The 18,744-nt window shown below is 62.8% G+C and carries 19 protein-coding genes; 2 read left to right on the top strand and 17 right to left on the bottom strand.

What is annotated here, in order from left to right; genetic code table 11:
• Position 1 precedes the first annotated feature (1 nt).
• The 13 genes from paaY to paaA all read right to left on the bottom strand — a co-directional run bounded on the left by paaY (position 2) and on the right by paaA (position 11,296).
• On the bottom strand, positions 2-598 hold the full coding sequence (gene paaY, locus ACJ8IL_RS03750) for a phenylacetic acid degradation protein PaaY (protein ID WP_021505794.1): 597 nt from the start codon (positions 596-598) through the stop codon (positions 2-4).
• A gap of 12 nt (positions 599-610) precedes the next feature.
• Positions 611-1,549 carry a phenylacetic acid degradation operon negative regulatory protein PaaX gene (gene paaX / locus ACJ8IL_RS03745; protein ID WP_043140497.1) on the bottom strand — a complete coding sequence of 313 codons (939 nt, stop codon included), beginning with the start codon at positions 1,547-1,549 and terminating at the stop codon, positions 611-613.
• Positions 1,550-1,628: 79 nt separating this feature from the next.
• A complete protein-coding gene (gene paaK / locus ACJ8IL_RS03740; RefSeq protein ID WP_016927188.1) occupies positions 1,629-2,936 on the bottom strand; it encodes a phenylacetate--CoA ligase PaaK in 1,308 nt (435 codons plus the stop codon).
• Between the two features lie 15 nt (positions 2,937-2,951).
• The gene (gene pcaF, locus ACJ8IL_RS03735) at positions 2,952-4,157 is read right to left on the bottom strand and encodes a 3-oxoadipyl-CoA thiolase (RefSeq protein WP_173889973.1); all 1,206 of its coding nucleotides are present in this window, start codon (positions 4,155-4,157) and stop codon (positions 2,952-2,954) included.
• Entirely contained in the window at positions 4,154-4,594 is a 441-nt protein-coding gene (paaI, locus tag ACJ8IL_RS03730; RefSeq protein WP_016927190.1) for a hydroxyphenylacetyl-CoA thioesterase PaaI, read from the bottom strand. Before paaI ends, pcaF begins: the two co-directional genes overlap by 4 nt.
• The gene (locus ACJ8IL_RS03725; RefSeq protein WP_060433468.1) at positions 4,591-6,123 is read right to left on the bottom strand and encodes a 3-hydroxyacyl-CoA dehydrogenase; all 1,533 of its coding nucleotides are present in this window, start codon (positions 6,121-6,123) and stop codon (positions 4,591-4,593) included. The genes paaI and ACJ8IL_RS03725 overlap by 4 nt, the downstream gene beginning before the upstream one ends.
• 2 nt (positions 6,124-6,125) lie before the next feature.
• Positions 6,126-6,917: a 2-(1,2-epoxy-1,2-dihydrophenyl)acetyl-CoA isomerase PaaG gene (gene paaG / locus ACJ8IL_RS03720; RefSeq protein WP_060433466.1), complete on the bottom strand. Its 792-nt coding sequence runs from the start codon at positions 6,915-6,917 to the stop codon at positions 6,126-6,128.
• 3 nt (positions 6,918-6,920) lie between these two features.
• Entirely contained in the window at positions 6,921-7,694 is a 774-nt protein-coding gene (gene paaF, locus ACJ8IL_RS03715; protein ID WP_060433464.1) for a 2,3-dehydroadipyl-CoA hydratase PaaF, read from the bottom strand.
• An 8-nt stretch (positions 7,695-7,702) separates the two neighbouring features.
• Positions 7,703-8,761, bottom strand: coding sequence for a 1,2-phenylacetyl-CoA epoxidase subunit PaaE (gene paaE, locus ACJ8IL_RS03710; RefSeq protein ID WP_442516349.1), 1,059 nt, complete (start codon positions 8,759-8,761; stop codon positions 7,703-7,705).
• A 13-nt stretch (positions 8,762-8,774) separates the two neighbouring features.
• The gene (paaD, locus tag ACJ8IL_RS03705) at positions 8,775-9,272 is read right to left on the bottom strand and encodes a 1,2-phenylacetyl-CoA epoxidase subunit PaaD (protein ID WP_025303365.1); all 498 of its coding nucleotides are present in this window, start codon (positions 9,270-9,272) and stop codon (positions 8,775-8,777) included.
• 9 nt (positions 9,273-9,281) lie between these two features.
• Positions 9,282-10,040, bottom strand: coding sequence for a 1,2-phenylacetyl-CoA epoxidase subunit PaaC (gene paaC / locus ACJ8IL_RS03700; protein ID WP_025303364.1), 759 nt, complete (start codon positions 10,038-10,040; stop codon positions 9,282-9,284).
• A gap of 8 nt (positions 10,041-10,048) precedes the next feature.
• Positions 10,049-10,336 carry a 1,2-phenylacetyl-CoA epoxidase subunit PaaB gene (gene paaB, locus ACJ8IL_RS03695; RefSeq protein ID WP_004935173.1) on the bottom strand — a complete coding sequence of 96 codons (288 nt, stop codon included), beginning with the start codon at positions 10,334-10,336 and terminating at the stop codon, positions 10,049-10,051.
• Positions 10,337-10,357: 21 nt separating this feature from the next.
• The gene (gene paaA, locus ACJ8IL_RS03690) at positions 10,358-11,296 is read right to left on the bottom strand and encodes a 1,2-phenylacetyl-CoA epoxidase subunit PaaA (RefSeq protein ID WP_439089995.1); all 939 of its coding nucleotides are present in this window, start codon (positions 11,294-11,296) and stop codon (positions 10,358-10,360) included.
• 317 nt (positions 11,297-11,613) lie between these two features.
• On the opposite strand from paaA, the gene paaZ reads away from it, so the two are divergent.
• Complete coding sequence (gene paaZ / locus ACJ8IL_RS03685) at positions 11,614-13,680, top strand: phenylacetic acid degradation bifunctional protein PaaZ (RefSeq protein ID WP_308370045.1); 2,067 nt, start codon at positions 11,614-11,616, stop codon at positions 13,678-13,680.
• A gap of 43 nt (positions 13,681-13,723) precedes the next feature.
• On the opposite strand, the gene ACJ8IL_RS03680 is transcribed toward paaZ, so the two are convergent.
• Both ACJ8IL_RS03680 and ACJ8IL_RS03675 read right to left on the bottom strand, forming a co-directional pair.
• Positions 13,724-14,617 carry a Kdo hydroxylase family protein gene (locus ACJ8IL_RS03680; protein WP_025303361.1) on the bottom strand — a complete coding sequence of 298 codons (894 nt, stop codon included), beginning with the start codon at positions 14,615-14,617 and terminating at the stop codon, positions 13,724-13,726.
• A gap of 479 nt (positions 14,618-15,096) precedes the next feature.
• The gene (locus ACJ8IL_RS03675; RefSeq protein WP_025303360.1) at positions 15,097-16,650 is read right to left on the bottom strand and encodes a sensor domain-containing diguanylate cyclase; all 1,554 of its coding nucleotides are present in this window, start codon (positions 16,648-16,650) and stop codon (positions 15,097-15,099) included.
• Positions 16,651-16,810: 160 nt separating this feature from the next.
• Between ACJ8IL_RS03675 and ACJ8IL_RS03670 the strand changes: the two genes are divergently transcribed.
• Positions 16,811-17,005 (top strand): hypothetical protein, encoded by a 195-nt coding sequence (locus ACJ8IL_RS03670; protein ID WP_043140533.1) that lies wholly within the window; start codon positions 16,811-16,813, stop codon positions 17,003-17,005.
• A 15-nt stretch (positions 17,006-17,020) separates the two neighbouring features.
• Here ACJ8IL_RS03670 and yjdN read toward each other — a convergent pair whose 3' ends face one another.
• The gene (gene yjdN / locus ACJ8IL_RS03665; RefSeq protein ID WP_060433454.1) at positions 17,021-17,440 is read right to left on the bottom strand and encodes a VOC family metalloprotein YjdN; all 420 of its coding nucleotides are present in this window, start codon (positions 17,438-17,440) and stop codon (positions 17,021-17,023) included.
• 176 nt (positions 17,441-17,616) lie between these two features.
• Complete coding sequence (locus ACJ8IL_RS03660; protein ID WP_442516348.1) at positions 17,617-18,537, bottom strand: Kdo(2)-lipid IV(A) acyltransferase; 921 nt, start codon at positions 18,535-18,537, stop codon at positions 17,617-17,619.
• Between the last annotated feature and the right edge of the window lie 207 nt (positions 18,538-18,744).

Here is an 18,744-nt window from a genome sequence, read left to right as displayed (position 1 = left end):
ATTAAAGCTGGCTTTTCGGGATCAGGTGGTCGCCGAAGCTCAGGCGTTGGCGGCCCGGTTCGATTTCGGTCAGCGGCGCCACTTCGTGCAGCGAGGATTTGCAGCGCTGTACCAGATCCTGATACTCGCGGGTGCCGGCGATCTTCCAGGCCAGCTCCTGTTCGGTCAGATCGCGCAGCACGCGCGCCGGGCTGCCGACCACCAGCTTGTTGGCTTCGATCACCGCCGCGGCTTTGACGAACGCCATCGCGCCGACGATGGTGTTCTCGCCGATCTCCGCACCGTCCATCACCACCGCGTTCATGCCCACCATCGCGTTGCGGCGAATGCGGCAGCCGTGCAGGATGGCGCCGTGGCCGATATGGCCGTCTTCTTCCACCACCGTGTCCTGCTGCGGGAAGCCGTGCATCACGCAGTTGTCCTGAATGTTGGCGCCGTCGCAGATTACCAGGCGGCCAAAATCGCCGCGCAGGCTGGCGTTCGGGCCGATATACACGTGTTTGCCGACGATCACGTCGCCGATCAGCACCGCCGTCGGGTGCACGTAACTGCTTGGGTCAACGACCGGCGTCAGGCCGTCAATCTGATACACAGGCATAGCGTGAGTTCCTTAAAATGTAGGGTCGCGCGGCAGGCCGCCGAAGCGCCGATAGTAGCCGGCGGCCGGTGCGGGCAGGGCGCCGATGGTGGTCTCCGCCAGCGCGCTGACGTACTCCGTCGCGGCGCGATCGACCTGCTGATAAAGATTGATGCACAGGTTGCGGGCGATCTGGCCCTCCCACTGCGCGGGCAGCAGCGCGTCCGGCAGCAGCGGATCTTTCAACACCACGCGACGGAAGAAGTGAATCAATAATAGCTTAATCTGGAAACCGCGCAGCGGCGTCAGCGCCGCCGGGTCAACTTCGCGCAGCAGCGCCATCAGCGGCCGGAAGGAGACGATAAACTCGTGATAGCCGGCCGCCACATCGCTGAGCGACCAGCAGTCGGCCACCAATTTTTGCAGGGTTTGCTCGGAGCGATTGTAGGGGTAATCGGCGCGAAAGTAGATCACCTGCTCGCTGGCGTTCAGTTCGCCGAGCAGCGCCGTCACGTCGGTCTGCGCATGGGTGGGGGCGGCCATCAGGTTGTTGGCGATCTGCCCGAACCCGAGCCAGCCCAGCTCTTTTTTCAGCCGTGCGCGCGCGTTTTTTTCGGCGCATTCCAGCAGCAACAGCTCCCACTTGCCGTCCCAGGCGGGCTGCTCGCGCAGATAGATTTTCGATTCGGCGTGGCGGAACTGGCGCATTCCCTGCTCGGTCACGCGGTAGAAGCTGCGGCGGCCGATTTTCTCCACCGCCAGCCAACCCTCTTTCTGCAGGCGGAACACCGAGGTGCGCACGAAGCGATCGCCGAAACCGAAGGCCTCCAGCAGCGCGCTCAGGCTGCCGAGCCACACTTCGCCACCGCGGTGGCTGAGCGCGTCGCCGTACAGCGAAATGATCAGCGAGGTGCCGCTGATCGGCTGCGCGTCGACGGCATGGCGAATGAACTCATCCAGTTTATGTTCCATATTTTTCCATGGGTTAGCCTTCGATGAGCCATAACATTACGCCTAATTTGGGGCGGCGTCATCCGTGACGCCGTGCGCCTCAGCGCGGCCGCAGATCGACCACGCGCTGCGCCTTGCCTTCCGAGCGCGGAATATCGCCGCAGTTGGCGATGCTGACGTCGGTGCTGACGCCCACGATCGATTTGATGTGGTGGCGCAACTGGTGGCAGATATCGCAACGCTGCTGGTGGCTGAGGCTGAGCGCCGATTCTTTCAGCTCGACGCGCACCGCCAGCGTGTCCAGATGCCCGCTGCGGCTGACCTGCAGCTGGTAGTGCGGCGACAACTGCTCGAACTGCATGATCTGCTCTTCCACCTGCGACGGGAAGACGTTGACACCGCGAATGATCAGCATGTCGTCGGAGCGGCCGGTGATCTTGCCCATGCGGCGCATCTGGCGCGCGTCGCCCGGCAGCAGCCGAGTAAGATCGCGGGTGCGGTAGCGGATCACCGGCAGCGCCTCTTTGGTCAGGGTGGTGAACACCAGTTCGCCGTGTTCGCCGTCCGGCAGGGCAATGCCGGTTTCCGGGCAAATGATCTCCGGCAGGAAGTGGTCTTCCCAAATGGTCGGGCCACCGCCGCTCTCCAGACACTCCATCGCTACGCCCGGCCCCATCACTTCCGACAGGCCGTAAATATCCAGCGCCTTGATGCCCATGCGGGTTTCGATCTCGTGGCGCAGGGCTTCGGTCCAGGGTTCGGCGCCGAACACGCCGAGCCGCAGCGAGCAGCCGCGCGCATCGCCGCCCATTTTGCGCTCCAGTTCGTCGATCAGCGTCAGGCAATAGGACGGCGTCACCATGATGATGTCGGGCTTGAAGTCGAGGATCAGCTGCGCCTGGCGCTCCGTCTGGCCGCCGGACATCGGGATCACCGTCGCGCCGAGCCGCTCTGCGCCGTAGTGCGCGCCGAGGCCGCCGGTGAACAGGCCGTAGCCGTAGGCGACGTGCACCTTGTCTTTGGCGGTGGCGCCGCCGGCGCGCAGGCAGCGGGCGACGATATCGGCCCAATTATCGATGTCGCGCTGGGTGTAACCGACCACCGTCGGGCGGCCGGTGGTGCCCGAGGAGGCGTGGATGCGCACCACCTGTTCCATCGGCACCGCGAAGGTGTCGAACGGGTAGTTGTCGCGCAGATCCTGCTTGGTGGTGTAGGGGAAGCGCGCCAGATCGCTCAGCTGTTTGAGATCGTCGGGGTGTACGCCGGCCTGGTCGAATTTGCGTTTGTACATCGGCACATTGTCGTAGGCGTGGTGCAGCGTCCACTTCAGACGCGCCAACTGCAACGCTTCAATCTCATCGCGCGAGGCGAATTCGATCGTTTCGAGGGGCTGTGGATTTATTGTCATGGTTAGCCTCAGGGGTCAGACACGCTCAATGATCATGGCGATGCCTTGGCCTACGCCGATGCACATGGTGCACAGGGCGTAGCGGCCGGCTCGCCGTTCCAGTTCAAACAGGGCGGCTAGCGCCAGGCGCGTGCCGCTCATGCCCAACGGATGCCCCAGAGCGATCGCGCCGCCGTTGGGGTTAACCTGTGGGGCATCGTCCGGCAGGCCAAGCTGGCGCATCACCGCCAACGCCTGGGCGGCGAACGCTTCGTTCAATTCGATGACGTCCATCTGCGCCAGGCTCAGCCCGGCGATCTCCAGCACCTTGCGGGTGGCCGGCAGCGGGCCGATGCCCATCAGCCGCGGCTCTACGCCGCAGGTGGCGGTGGCGACGATGCGCGCCCGCGGCGTCAGCCCCTGGCGCGCCGCCATCGCTTCAGAGGCGACGATCAGCGCCGCCGCGCCGTCGTTCAGGCCCGAGGCGTTGCCGGCGGTGACGCTGCCGGGCTGACGGAACGGGGTTTTCAGCGCCTGCAACTGCTCGAAGGTGGTGTCGGCGCGCGGGTGTTCATCCTGGCTGAACAGGGTGACCGCGCCTTTTTTACCGGTGAGGCTGACCGGCGCTATCTCCTGCGCCAGGTGACCCAGCGCCTGCGCCCGGGCGGCGCGCTGCTGGCTGCGCAGCGCAAAGGCGTCCTGATCGGCGCGGCTGATGTTGAACTGCGCCGCGACGTTTTCGGCGGTCTCCGGCATCGAATCGGTGCCGAACTCGGCCTGCATCCGCGGATTGACGAAGCGCCAGCCGAGGGTAGTGTCGTACAGCTGCGCCTGGCGGCTGAAGGCGCTGTCGGCCTTGCCCATCACCAGCGGCGCACGGGTCATCGATTCCGCGCCGCCCGCCAGCAGCAACCCGGCGTCGCCGGCCTTGATGCTGCGCGCCGCCATCGCCAGCGCATCCAGGCCCGAACCGCACAGGCGGTTCACCGTGGTGCCGGAAACGCCGATCGGCACTCCGGCCAGCAGCAGCGCCATGCGTGCCAGGTTGCGGTTGTCTTCCCCGGCCTGGTTGGCGCAGCCGAGGATCACGTCGTCCAACTGCGCCCAATCCACCTGCGGATGGCGTTCCAGCAGCACGCGCAGCGGCAGGGCGGCGAGATCGTCAGCGCGCACCTGGGCCAGCGCGCCGCCATAGCGACCGATCGGGGTGCGCACGCCGTCGCAGATAAATGCCTGATTCATGCCTGATCTCCTAAAATACTGTGGCCGAGGCGGTGCGCGCGGCCGCGGAACCAGGCGACGGTTTTGCCCAGTTGGTTGACGATCTCGACGTCGTACAGCCCGGTGGCTTTGCCTTGGTGGCGCACCGCCGCGCTGGCGGTGAGGCGATCGCCGGCCAGTGCCGGGCGGACGAAATCGATGCTGCAGCCGGAGGCCACCGCCGCCAATCCCTGGCTGTTGCAGGCGTAGGCGAAGGCGGTATCCGCCAGGCTGAACAGCTGGCCGCCGTGGCAGGTCTGGTGGCCATTGAGCATCTGCGGGCCGACGGTCATGCTGACCTGTGCGTACCCTGCATCGACGGCGTCGATATGCATCCCCATCGCCTGAGCGCAGGTATCTTGCTGGAACATCTGTTCGGCGCAGCGCTGAGCCAGCGCGCGCGGCGTATTGGCGTTCATCGTTCGGCTCCTGAGAAAGAGGCGGGGGAAGCGTAGCGGCGCAGCAGTGGCATCGGGCGATAGCGCGCTTCGCCGTAATAGCGTTGCAGGTTTTCCAGCGTCGTCAGAATGTGGCGCCAGCCGAGTGCGGCGCCCCAGGCCAGCGGGCCGCGCGGATAGTTGACGCCGCGCAGCATCGCCAGATCGGTATCTTCGGCGCCGGCGACGCCTTTGTTCACCACGTCGAGCGCTTCGTTGGCCAGCATGGCCAGAGTGCGCATCGTCAGCAGGCCGGGATAATCCGGCAGTTGAATGACCTGCTTGCCGAGGGACTGCAGCAGGCGAATCGCGTTGGCATTGTGTTGCGCGCCGTTTTGCGCAGCGCAGCTGATGGCGATGGCGGAGGCATGCGCATAGTCGGCACAGAGATCGAACAGCACCACGGGCGTTCCACGTTCGTCGGCCAGTTGGCCGGCGGTTTTACCATTGGTTAACATCATTGTAACGTCGTCGATCGTGAGGTACGGGCTGGTCTGGCCAGGTTGTTTGATCGCCCCCGCATTTTCGATCAACAGTTCCGCCAAATCGGCCAGCGAAGACCAGTCGCCGTGCAGCGTGACGCGTTGCGGCGGCGCGGCCTGCGCCGGCGGCGCAAAGGCGATCATCTCTGCGGCGGGCCGTTGCGCGTCGTAGCGGTAGAAGCCGCGGCCGGATTTGCGGCCGAGGCGCCCGGCGGCCACCAGCTCCTGCTGCACCAGTGAGGGGGTGAAACGCGGATCCTGATAAAAGGCCTGATATACCGATTCGGTCACGGCGTAATTGACGTCCTGGCCGATCAGATCGGTCAACTGCAGCGGGCCCATGGCGAAACCGCCGGCGTCGCGCAATACCGCGTCCAGCGTGGCGGCGTCGGCTACCCGTTCCTCCAGCGCGCGCAGGGTTTCGGCATAGAACGGCCGCGCCACGCGGTTGACGATAAATCCCGGCGTCGAGCGGCACACGACGCTCTGCTTACCCCAGCGCTGCGCCAGGGCCTGCAGCGCGGCGAGGGTCTCGGCGCCGGTCTCCAGACCGCTGACGATCTCCACCAGCTTCATCAGCGGCGCCGGGTTGAAGAAGTGCAGCCCGGCCATGCGTTCCGGGTGTTGCAGTGCCCCGGCGATGGCGGTGATCGACAGCGAAGAGGTATTGCTGGCGAACAGCGTCGTGGGCGAGCAGAGCGCCTCCAGATCGCGGAACAGGCCCTGTTTGATGGCCAGATTTTCCGCCACCGCTTCAATCACCAGCGCGCAGTCGGCCAGCTGCTCGAGGGAGTCGGCGCGTTCGAGGCGCGCCAGCAGCGCTTCGGTGGTCGCGGCGTCGGCCTTGCCGCCGTCTACCCGCTGGCGCAGGCGGCGAGCGAGATCGTCGATCGCGCGCTGGGCGGCGGCGGGCGCGATGTCGAACAGTCGCACCGGATGGCCGGCGGCAGCGGCCACCTGGGCGATGCCGATGCCCATGGTGCCGGCGCCGATCACCGCCACCTGGCCGTTAAGAAGGGGCGCGTTCATGGCTATTTCCCGCTGAAGTTTGGCGTGCGTTTGGCAAAGAACGCGCTGACGCCTTCGCGGTAGTCGTCGCTGCGGCCGCCCAATCGCTGCAGATCGCGCTCCAGATCGAGCTGCTGATCGAGGCTGTTGGTGGCCGAGCTGTAGAGGGCTTTCTTGATCAGTCCCAGGCCGTAGGTCGGCTGGGTGGCCAGATGGCGCGCCAGCGTTTGCGTGCGGTCGACCAGCTCGTCCGCCGGCACCACCTGCCAGATCATGCCCCATTCCAGCGCCTGCTGGGCGCTGATTTTGTCACCCAGCAAGGCCATACCCATCGCGCGGGCGTGGCCGGCCAGCCGCGGCAGGAACCAGCTGCCGCCGGAGTCAGGCACCAACCCCAGACGGCAGAACGACTGAATAAAGCTGGCGTTGTCGGCGGCGATGACGATATCGCACGCCAGAGCCAGCGCGGCGCCGGCACCGGCCGCCACGCCGTTGACCGCGCACACCACCGGCTTCGGCAGGGCGGTCAGGCGACGGATCAGGGGATTGTAGAAACGTTCGACCGACAGGCCGAGATCCGGCGCCTGTTGGTCGGCGCTGACGTTGCGATCGTTGAGATCCTGCCCGGCGCAGAAACCGCGCCCGGCGCCGGCGATCAGCAGGCTGCGCACGCTGTCGTCGCGCTCGGCTTGCGTCAATGCTTCGCTCAGTTGGCGATGCATCTCGTCGTTAAAGCTGTTGAGCCGATCCGGCCGGTTGAGGGTCAGCGTCAACACGCCGGCGTCGAGATGGCTGAGAACCAATGCGTTATCCATAAATCAGCGCCCCTGATAGTTTGGCGTACGTTTTTCGAAAAAGGCGGCGATGCCTTCGCGGCGATCGTCGGTGGCGGCCAGGGTGACAAATTGCTGACGCTCCATCGCCAGCCCCTGGCTAAGGCCGATCTCCTCGGCCTGTTTCAGCGCCTGTTTGGCGGCGCGCAGCGCCAGCGGCGCCTGACGGCTGATGCGATCGGCAATCTGCTGCGTGCGTTCCAGCGTCAGGGCATCGACGCACACTTCGCTGATAAGGCCGGCCTGCAGCGCGGTGCGGGCGTCGATGGGCTCGCCGGTCAGCACCATCTGGCTGGCGCGCGCCTTGCCGACGCAGCGGATCAGGCGCTGGGTGCCCCCGGCGCCCGGCATCAGGCCGAGGGTGATCTCCGGCAGGCCGAAGCGGGCGCTTTCGCCGCCGATGACGATGTCGCAGGCCAGCGCCAGCTCGCAGCCGGCGCCCAGGGCATAACCGTTCACCGCCGCCAGCAGCGGCTTGCTGAACTGGGCCAGACGCTGCCACAGCTGCGGACGGCGATCCGCCAGCGCGGCCGGCAGATCCTGCTGTTGCAGTTCACGCAGATCGGCGCCGGCGGCGAAGAAGCGCGCCGCGCCGGCGATCACTACGGCGCCTACGCCGCTGTCGGCGTCGGCCTGCTCCAGGCGGGCAACCAGCTGTTCCAGGCACGGCGTGCTCAGGGCATTACGCGCCTCCGGGCGGTGCAGCGTCAGCGTGACCACGCGGTGCTGCTGCTGATGCAAAATAAAGGGGGTGTCCATCGCGGCTCCTAGACGTCGAAGTCCAATACCACGCCGTCGCCTTTCGGCCACGACTGGCAGCTCAATACGTAGCCCGCCGCCAGCTGATCCGGCTCCAGGCTGTAGTTGACGCCCATCTCCACCTGGCCGGCCTTCAGACGGCATTTGCAGGTGGCGCAGACGCCGCCTTTGCAGGCGTAGGGCAGGTCGGCGCCCTGGCGCAGCGCGGCGTCGAGAATGCTGTCGTCCTGTTCGCCGACCTCGATATCCAACCGGCGCCCGTCGAGCAGGAGCGCCACCCGGGTAGCGTTGCGATCGCCGCTGTGGCGCGGGCGGGTGACCAGGCCGCTGGTGTTGAAGCGTTCGCTGTGGATGTGGTTGGCCGGGACGCCGGCCTGTTCCAGCACGGTTTGCGCGTCGTCCATCATCGATTCCGGCCCGCAGATGAAGGCGTGGTCATAGTCGCGGAAATCCAGCAGCGCGCCGCCGATCGCCGCCAGGCGTTCACGGTCGATGCGGCCGCTGAGCAGCGGGCTGTCGAGGCTCTCCTGGCTGAACAGGTACAGCGGCTGAAAACGCTGCGGGTAGCGGTTTTTCAGATCCGACAGCGCCTCTTTGAACATCATTGAACGGCTGTTGCGGTTGCCGTAGATCAGGGTGAAGCTGCTGCCCGGTTCGAGCAGCAGCGTCGCCTTGATGATCGACAGCATTGGCGTGATGCCGGAGCCGGCGGCGATCGCCAGGTAGTTGCCGTGGCGCTCTGCCTGCGGCTGGTAGCCGAAGCGCCCCTGCGGCACCATCACCTCCAGTGCGTCGCCGACTTTCAGCATGCGGTTGACGAAGCCGGAGAAACGGCCCTGATCAATCGCTTTTACGCCGATCTGCAGCAGGCCTTCCTGCGGCGAACTGCAGATGGAGTAGCAACGCCGCAGTTCTTCGCCGTTGACTAGCGCCTTGAGCGTCAGGTGCTGGCCGGGGGTATAGCGGTATTGGTTTTGCAGCTCTTCAGGCACCCGCAGGGTGATGGCTACGGCGTCAGGCGTTTCGCGCTCGATGGCGACGACGCTCAGGCGATGAAAGACCGTCATGGTGTCAGCGCTCCTATATGCATTTGAAATAGTCGAACGGTTCCCGGCAGTCGCAGCAGCGGTACAGCGCTTTACAGGCGGTGGATCCGAACTCGCTGATCTTCTCGCTGTGGGTGCTGCCGCAGCGCGGGCAAGCGACCGGGCCGTGGGCATGCGGCCGATCGCAGGTGTGGCCCTGCGGGGGCGCTACGCCGTATTGCCGCAGCCGCTCGCGGGCGTCGGCGTTCATCCAGTCGGTGGTCCAGGCCGGGCTGAGGCGAATGTCCACCTGCACCGGGCTGAAACCGGCGGCCGCCAGCCGCTGCTCGATAGCGTTGAGCAAAAATTCGGTGGCCGGGCAGCCGGAATAGGTTGGGGTGAAGGTCACGCGCCAGCCGCTGCCGTCGCGTACCACGTCGCGCACCATGCCCAAATCGGTGATCGACAGCACCGGCAGCTCGGGATCGCTGATCTGCTGCAGGCAGTGCCAAATCTGCGGGATTTCGGCGGGTTGCAAACGAGTGACGTTCATCGCGGCCTCCTACCACTGACTGTTTGGGTAGGCGCGCTGCAGGAACTGCATCTCCGCCAGCAACGGGCCGAGGTGTTCGCTGTGCTGACCTTGCTTGCCGCCGTGACGGAACGCCTGCTCGGCGGGCAGCGCCAGCGTCGCCTGCCGCAGCGTCTCTTCCACCTGCGCTAGCCAGGGGGCCTGCAGCGTGCGCGGATCGACGGCGATGCCTTGTTCCGCCAACGCCAGTTCCAACGCGTCGGCGTGGAACAGCTCGGCGGTAAAGCGCCACAGGTTATCCAGCGACTGTTGGATCTTGCGGTGGCTGATGTCGTTGCCGTCACCGAGGCGGATCATCCAGCCGTGGCTGAAGCGCAGGTGATAATCGGCCTCCTTCAACGATTTGGCGGCGATGGCGGCGATCTGCGCATCGCGGCTGCGGCTCAGCGCCTGGTGCAGCTGCACGTGGTAGGCGTCGAGCAGGAACTGACGCACCAGCGTGTCGTTGAAACCGCCGTTCGGCTGTTCCGCCAGCAACAGGTTATGAAACTGGCGTTCGTCGCGGCCGAAGGCCAGGCTGTCTTCGCTGCAGGGCGGGCCGGCCAGTTCGGCGGCGTAGCCCAGGAAGTGGCGCGCCTGGCCGAGCAGATCGAGACCGATGTTGGCCAACGCCAGATCGATTTCCAGTTCGGGCGCGTGGCCGCACCAGGCGCACAGACGCTGGGCGAGGATCAGAGGCGTGTCGCCCTGGCGGAGCAAATAGCTGATGCGCGGATCGTTAACCGTCATGGTCGCCTCTACATGTTCTTGATGCCGTCGGGGATGGTGTAAAACGTCGGATGACGGTAGATCTTGTCTTCGGACGGATCGAAGAACGCGCCGCGATCTTCCGGCTGCGAGGCGATCAGATGGCGCGATTGCACCACCCAGATCGAACAGCCTTCGTTGCGGCGCGTGTAGGCGTCGCGGGCGTTTTCCAGCGCCATTTGGTCGTCGGCGGCGTGCAGGCTGCCGACGTGGCGATGCGCCAACCCTTGTTTGCTGCGGATAAACACTTCATACAGCGGCCATTCAACGTGGCTCATGATCTCGGTTCCTTATGTTGGCTATGCGGCGGAAGCGGCGTTTTTCGCGGCGTGGGCCATGGCGCCGTCGCGCACCCAGGCGCCGTCTTCCCAGGCGCGGCGTTTGGCCTGCAGGCGTTCGTGGTTGCATTGGCCGCGTCCTTTGATCACTTCATGCAGTTCGCTCCAGTCGATCTCGCCGAAGCGATAGTGGCCGGCGGCCTCGTCCCAGGTAAGACTCGGGTCTGGCGCCGTCATGCCCAGCGCCTCAAGCTGCGGCACGGTGTTGTCGACGAATTTCTGCCGCAGCTCATCGTTGCTGTGGCGTTTGATTTTCCACGCCATGCTCTGGGCGCTGTGAGGGGAGTCGGCGTCGCTCGGGCCGAACATCATCAGCACCGGCCACCAGAAGCGATCGATGGCGTCTTGCAACATCGCGCGCTGCGTGTCGCTGCCGTGGGCCATCGCCATCACCGCCTCGTAGCCCTGGCGCTGGTGGAAGCTTTCTTCTTTGCAGATTTTCACCATCGCCCGCGCATAGGGGCCGTAGGAGGCGCGGCACAGCGCTACCTGGTTGACGATGGCGGCGCCGTCGACCAGCCAGCCGATCACGCCGATATCCGCCCAGTTGAGCGTGGGGTAATTGAAGATGGAGGAATACTTCATCTTGCCGTCGAGCATCTTTTGGTAGATGTCCTGGCGCGAACAGCCGAGGGTCTCTGCGGCGCTGTAGAGGTACAGACCGTGGCCGGCCTCATCTTGCACTTTGGCCAGCAGCACCGCCTTGCGGCGCAGCGTGGGGGCGCGCGTCAGCCAGTTGGCTTCCGGCAGCATGCCGATGACTTCCGAGTGGGCGTGTTGGCCGATCTGCCGAATCAGGTTCTGACGGTAGGCGTCCGGCATCCAGTCTTTGGCCTCAATGGCGATATCCGCCGCGATCTTGTCGTCGAAATGCTGCTGATATTGTGCGTCAGTTGTCATGCTCGCCTCTTGGTGATTCGTATTTTTCACATTAAACATAAAAATGTGAATCACTTTAACTGACCATAAGGCTACAAACTGATAACAAAAAGATCAAACGAGATTCATGTGGTTTTGCGAGCTCACTCACAAGGTTTTTTGTTATTTTATTGATTTAATTTGATAAATAAAACCATCAATTCCGTATTAATGACAGGGTAAGCGGCTTGAAAACGGGTTTTGTTCTGTTTTTGTTAAAATTTGATTTGGCGCTGACTGGCATTTATGTGATACGTAATTAAGCTGTATGGTGAAAATTTATGAATTTTGGAGGGCACATGCAGCAGTTACACAGTTATCTATCTGGCGCCTGGGTGTATGGGCAGGGAGAGGGCCGCGAGATCCGTCACGCCGTGACCGGCGAAGCGCTGTACCAGGTCTGCTCCGACGGCCTGCCGTTAGCGGCGAGCCTGAGCTATGCCCGCAGCCACGGCGGCCCGGCGCTGGCGAACATGACATTCCAGCAGCGCGCCCAGATGCTGAAAGCGGTGGCGAAACACCTGCTGGCGCATAAAGAGGCGCTGTATCAGATTTCCTATCAAACCGGTGCGACGCGCAGCGACGGCTGGGTCGATATCGAAGGCGGCATCGCCACGCTGTTCGCCTATGCCGGCATGGCCGGTCGCGATCTGCCGGATGATACGCTGTGGCCGGAAGACGAGTTGATCCCGCTGTCGAAACAGGCGCAGTTCGCCGCCCGCCACGTGCTCACTTCGCGCCCTGGCGTGGCGCTGCACATCAACGCCTTCAACTTCCCGTGCTGGGGCATGCTGGAAAAACTGGCGCCGACCTGGCTGGCGGGCATGCCGGCCATCATCAAGCCGGCCACCGCTACTGCGCAGCTGACGCAGGCGATGGTCAGGCTGATCGTCGACAGTGGGCTGGTGCCGGAAGGGGCGCTGCAGTTGGTTTGCGGCGGCGTCGGCGACATGTTTGCGCACCTGGATTATCAGGATGCGGTGACTTTCACCGGCTCGGCGCAGACCGGGCAGCGGCTGCGTGCGCATCCGCGCCTGCTGGAAAAATCGATCGCGTTCACCATGGAGGCGGATTCGCTCAACTGCTGCGTGTTGGCGGAGGACGTGACGCCGGAGATGCCGGAGTTTGCGCTGTTCATCAAAGAAGTGTGCCGTGAAATGACCGCCAAGGCGGGGCAGAAATGTACTGCGATCCGCCGCATCATCGTGCCGGCGGCGCAGGTGACGGCGGTGCGTCAGGCCTTGTTGCAGCGCCTGGCGGGGGTGACGGTGGGCGACCCGCAGCTGGAGCCGGTGCGCATGGGGGCGTTGGTCAGCCACGAGCAGCGTGAGGATGTGCAAAGCAAGGTAGAGTTCCTGCTGCGCAATGGTTGCGAACCGCTCTGTGGCGCGGCGCTGGATAAGCTGGAGATCCTGGGCGACGGCGCGCGCGGTGGGGCGTTTTATCCACCGACCCTGCTGTATTGCGCCGATCCGTTCACCCATCAGGCGGTGCACGGCACCGAGGCCTTTGGGCCGGTGGCAACGCTGATGCCGTATGCTGATACCGAGCAGGCGATCGCATTGGCGTTGCTGGGGCAGGGCAGCCTGGCGGGATCGCTGGTGACCGCCGATCCGGCGTTGGCCAAGCGCTTCATTCGCGCGGCGGCCTGCGCCCACGGCCGAATACTGATTTTGGATGAACAGGCGGCGGCGGAGTCCACCGGCCACGGTTCGCCACTGCCGATGCTGGTACACGGCGGCCCGGGGCGCGCCGGTGGCGGGGAAGAGCTGGGCGGACTGCGTGCGGTGAAGCACTATATGCAGCGCACGGCGATCCAGGGCAGCCCGGCGATGCTGGCGGCCATCGGCGGTGAATGGGTGCGCGGCGCGCCGGTCGCCGAGCATCCGGTACATCCGTTCCGTAAATACTTCGAGCAGCTGCAGCTGGGCGACAGCCTGTTGACCGCGCGCCGCACCGTGACCGAAGCGGATATCGTTAACTTCGCCTGCCTGAGCGGCGATCATTTCTACGCGCACATGGACAAGATCGGCGCCGCCGATTCCCTGTTCGGCGAGCGAGTGGCGCACGGTTACTTTGTGGTGTCCGCCGCGGCCGGGCTGTTTGTCGATGCCGCCGTCGGGCCGGTGATCGCCAACTACGGCATGGAGAATCTGCGCTTTATCGAACCGGTGAAGATCGGCGACACCATTCAGGTGCGGCTGACCTGCAAGAAGAAAATCCGCAAGCCGCAAAAAACCGCCGAGGAGCGGCCGCACGGCGTGGTGGTGTGGGATGTGCAGGTGTTGAATCAGGAACAGCAGCCGGTGGCGCTGTACAGCATCCTGACGCTGGTGGCGCGCCAGCAGGGGGACTTCGAGGCGTAATACGCGTTTGCCGCCGCCGGCAGCCCCGGCGGCGGCAATCTATTCAGATCAGCGGCTGACCGCGCAGCTGTTCCAGCACTTTCAGCGGCGAGCGCTGCGGATCCTGCATCTTGTTCACCGGCAACAGGAAGGTCTGTTCCAGCATAAACTGGCCGCCCATCGCGGCGTGCGGCGTTTGATCCGAGAAACAAATCCAGCTGCTGCCCGGCGGAAACGCCAGCGCCAGCTGCGGCCCCTGCTGCTGATAATCGCCGTCGGCCTTCATGGCGTCGTGCAACTGCAGCATCAGGTGGTCATAATGGCTGCGGCGGGTCTTGGTGATGCGCACCTGATGCTGCAGCCAGCTGCTGAGGGCGGAGTAGCGTGCGAGGCGCGGCATAAAGCGTGCCGCCAGCTCAGGGAACGGTTCACCGACACGCCATTGGCGGTGCTCGCCGTGCGGGTTGATGTTGGTAAAAATGCGCAGAATGCGTTCGCCGTAGTTCGGGCGCGACGGGAAAGCGTCAACGTGCAGGCGGCTGTCGTCTTTGCGCCAGGAACTGGTCGCCCGCCAGGCGGAAACCGGGTGCAAACGCAGGCTGCCGGTCGGATGGTGCAGCGCCTCCTGATACTCGGGCAACAGCCCGGCGATCAGCTGGCGGCACGACTGGTAATAGCGCTCCAGCAGTTGCTGAACCTGCTGCCGGCGTTCCGCGACGGCGACGCCGGTCAGCTTGCCGGACAGCGGCTGATAGCTGATGTTTTTGCGCTTCGGATCGACCAACGTCGGATCCAGCAGTGGCATTTCCTGTTCAGACAGGGTGAAGGCCAGCTCGGGCAGAAACAGTACCTTGCCCTGTTCCAGTTCGCTGACCGCGCTGGATGCTTCCGCTGCCGCCCATTGTCGCAACGGCAGCGTCAGGACGGCCTGTTCACGCATAATATCGCCAGTAGGCATGAGATCTCCTCGCAAATCTATATCGCTTTATTCCCGTCTTTCAGGTTGCCGCGTGATTGGCTGCACTGGCTTGCGCAGTGGCTGGCTGGAGCGGCGTCAGCAGGCCGCTCAATTGCAACGTGAAATTTGTGGGTTCTATTATGGATGTATCAGCAGGGCGCAGTGCGCCGAAGCGTGCGATGGCTTCCTGATAGAGAGAATATTCCCAATAAGGATATCACCGGCAATACCAATGAAAAGTAAACGAGGGCTAAACGGGGCTGCGCGTAGGCACGAATAATCAAAAATGGCACGAATTGTCTGCGGAATGGTGTATTTTTTATCTTATTGAATTGTAATGGAAATAAATATGCTGCTTATTTATTGGCGTTATTTCATTCAAATAGCAGGGCAAACCGGGGAAATAATGTTGCGGAGTGGAATTATTTCATCTTGTCGGGAATAAATCGGGCCGCCAAATTTGGAGACCCGATTATTGATTAAGCACCGTAAATGCAGTTTTTGCCTTTTTTCTTGGCCTGATACAGCGCGCTGTCCGCCTCATTGATAAAGCTGATCGGCGTATCGTTATACATATGTGGCACTTTGGCGCAGATGCCGATGCTGATGGTGACGATGCCGTGCGGGTTGCCCTGATGCGGGATCTTCAGATCGCGTACCGCCTGGATGACGCGTTCGGCGAAAATCAGTGCGCCCTGAATGTCGGTATCCGGCAGGATAATCCCCATCTCTTCGCCGCCGTAGCGCGCTAAAACGTCGTTGCTGCGGCACGCCAACCCTTTGAGCGTTTGGCCGATCTGCTGCAGGCACTGGTCCCCGGCGACGTGGCCATAGCTGTCGTTGTACTGTTTGAAATAGTCGATATCCAGCATCAGCAGCGCCACGCTGCGGTAGTTGCGCGAAGCCCGCGCCAGCTCGTTCTTCAGCGCGATATCAAACTGGCGGCGGTTGGCCAGCCCGGTCAGGCCGTCCAGCAGCGCCAGTTCTTCGAGCATCTGGTTGATGCTGGTCAGCTGATCGCGGGTGCGCATCAGCTCGGCTTCGGTTTGCATGCTGTGCTTGATTTGCCGCAGCAGCACCATGCCCATCGCCAACAGGATCATCAGCAGCGAGAGGCCACCGGCGGCGAACAGCCCGGCGTCGGTGCGCCAGTCCGCCAGCGCGTCGCGTTTCGATAGCCCGGCGGCGATCACCAGCGGAAAGCGGTTGACCCGCGAATAGCCGTAGATGCGCTCCACTTTGTCGTACAGCGAGGTGATGGTGGCGTTGCCGAATTCCGAATGCGGCAAAATTTCGCTGAACAGCACGCCCTTGGCGATGTTTTTACCGATCGACGCCGCCGAGTAGGGGCGGCGGTAAAGGATGGTGCCGTCCGCCAGCAGCAGGTTCAGCGAGGCGTCAGTGTTGAGGGCGAAGCTGTCGTAAAACTGGCGGAAATAATCGACGTACAGCGTCGCCAGCACCACGCCGCCAAAGCTGCCATCCGGGTGGTTGAAGCGCCGCGAAACGGGAATGATCAGATCGCCGGTGGTGCGGCTGCGGATCACCTTGCCGATGTACAGGCCGCCGCCGTCGCGGTTTTGATGGTATTTGAAGTAATCGCGATCGGCGTTGTTGGCGTTCTTGATGAATTTGCCCGAGGAGGTCGCCAGCCAGCGGCCGCGCGCATCGTAGAGAAACAGCCCATGCAGCTGCGGCAGGTTGCCGACCTGCGTCTGCATGACGCGCTGCAGCCGCGTCAGCTGCGATGGACCCAGCCCGTCGTTCTGGAGACGTTCGGTCAGATCGAGCAGATTGCCGTCCACCTGCATGAAAGTATCGTCGGCATGCTGCGCCAGCGAACGGGCGAGGTTGGCGGATTCATGCTCGGCGCTGCGCAGATCGCGCTGGTGCGCGTTCCAGATTTGCCAGCTGTTAAAGAGGATCAGCGTGGCGGCAACGATGATGACAAACACGCCGGCCTGAAATAATAATGGGGAGCTTTTAACGCTGCGCGGCGGCACGGCATCCTGTATGGGTTGCTGCTGAGTCATGTCACCCTTGTTGTTTGATTACTATTTAGTTCGAGTTAAGAGCAATCTTATATTTTATGCATAAACGCGCCAGACCTCTAGCCCTTAACGAGGCGATAAGGCGAAAGGGCGATCGCAACCCGCATTTGCGGCGGCGTGAACGCGAAGGAGTAAAAGGGCCATGTCGGATTACATCATTATCGCTTTACTGACGCTGGCGGTGTATTACCCCCTCACGCTGGGGGGGCTGGCGGTGATGATGTTCTTCGCCTGGCGGCGGCGCCGGTCGCCCTATTGGCGGTTGGGATTGGCGCTGTTGGCGCTGCTGTTCGTGCTGTTCGCCAAGGTGGCGTATGACTGGCACCGCTACAGCTAGCGGCGCCATGACGGGTTATTCGACGTTGATCATCCAGTTGACGCCGAATTTGTCGGTCAGCATACCAAAGCCTTTGGCCCAGAAGGTGGCTTGGTAAGGCATCGTCACCTGGCCGCCCTGCGCCAGATTGTCGAACAGTTTGCGTCCTTGCTCCGCATCGCTGGGGTTCAGCGACAGCGAGAAGCCTTTGTGAGAAGCGACGCCGCTGTCATCTTGTGGGCAGCCATCGGAGGCCATCAGTACACCGTCGCCGATCAGCAGACGCGCATGCATGATCGCTTCAGGATTGGCGTCCTGCGGCCCGCCTTGGCGGGCTTCTTCGGGCATGTCTTTGAAGCGCATGACCATTTCAATTTTGGCATTCAACTGCTGTACATAGAAGTTAATCGCTTGCTCACAGTTACCGCTGAAAAACAAATAGGGTTGTACCAGCATGACATTGACCTCGGTTGTGGCCCGACAGGCAACGACCGGCCCTCGGGCAGGAAGAAATGGTTGCTGGCGGCAATAATTGCCGTCGGTGACTTATTAGTGTAGTTCCCCTGACGCAGAATGCTCGTGCGAGGTGAGCGCCTTCGCCGCCGGCAGGGCGGGCGAAGGCGCGAAGGCGGTTAATACAGCGAAGGTTCGCCGGGTGGGCGGGTTTTAAAGCGGCGGTGCAACCACATGTATTGATCGGGTGCCAGCAGCACCTGTTCTTCCACCACGCGGTTCATCATGGCCGCCGCGCGCGTTTCATCGTCCAGCGGGAAGTCGGTCAGCGGTGGCTGTACGATCAGCTCATAACCCTGCGCATGCGGCAGGCGGCGCGGCACGAATGGCACGATCGACGGCCGCCCCATGCGCGCCAGGATATAGGTGCCGGTCGTCGTGGCGGCGTTTTCCACGGCGAAGAATGGTACGAACACGCTGCTTTGCGGGCCATAATCGTGGTCCGGCGCATACCACAGGATTTCACCCTGTTTCAGGTTGCGGATCATGCCTTTGATATCTTTACGATCGATCATGAATTTATTCGAGCGCAGCCGGCCGCGGGTCTGCACCCATTCCATCAGTTTGTTATTGTGCGGGCGATGCACGCCGATGCCGGGGTTTTGCATGCCGAAGATGCGCGCACCCAGCTCCAGAGTGAGGAAATGCAGGCCGATCAGCAGCACGCCTTTGCCGTTCTGGCGTGCCAGCCGCATGTTTTCCATGCCGCTCACCTTAAACCAACGGGCGATGCGCCAGTCAGGCCAGAACCAGGCCATGCCGACTTCGAACAGGCCCATGCCGACGGACTCAAAATTTTTGACAATCAGCGCCTCGCGCTCGGCGGCGAGCATCTCAGGGAAGCAGAGTTCTACATTGCGGCGTGCTATTTGTACCCGGCGTTTCATCAGGCGCATGGCTATTCTGCCAAGGCCGTGTCCGAGTCGATAAATGAGCGGGTAGGGCAGTAACACCAAGAGATAGAGTATTCCCAGCCCTATCCACAGCAACCAATAACGAGGGCGCAAGAATTTGCGCTCAAAGCGTTGGTTAGAAAGCATTTTTTCTATGATTCCTTTTCTTTCCCAATGGGACCTTAACCCAAATTTTTATAAGGCGAATAGTAGAACATTTCGTGCTAAATAGGATTTTCCATTAATGCTTTTTTTTCACTTTATTTAAGCGCAGGCGAAAAATGGAGTGAGATAGGATTTTTACCGAGGGAAGGGAAGATATTTTCCGCTATTTCAACCGGCTGGTGCAATTGA

Source organism: Serratia sp. CY47444, assembly GCF_052168635.1.
GTDB lineage: Bacteria > Pseudomonadota > Gammaproteobacteria > Enterobacterales > Enterobacteriaceae > Serratia > Serratia bockelmannii.
The sequence above is the reverse complement of the archived record's forward strand: the minus strand, read 5'-3'. Positions and strand labels throughout refer to the sequence as shown.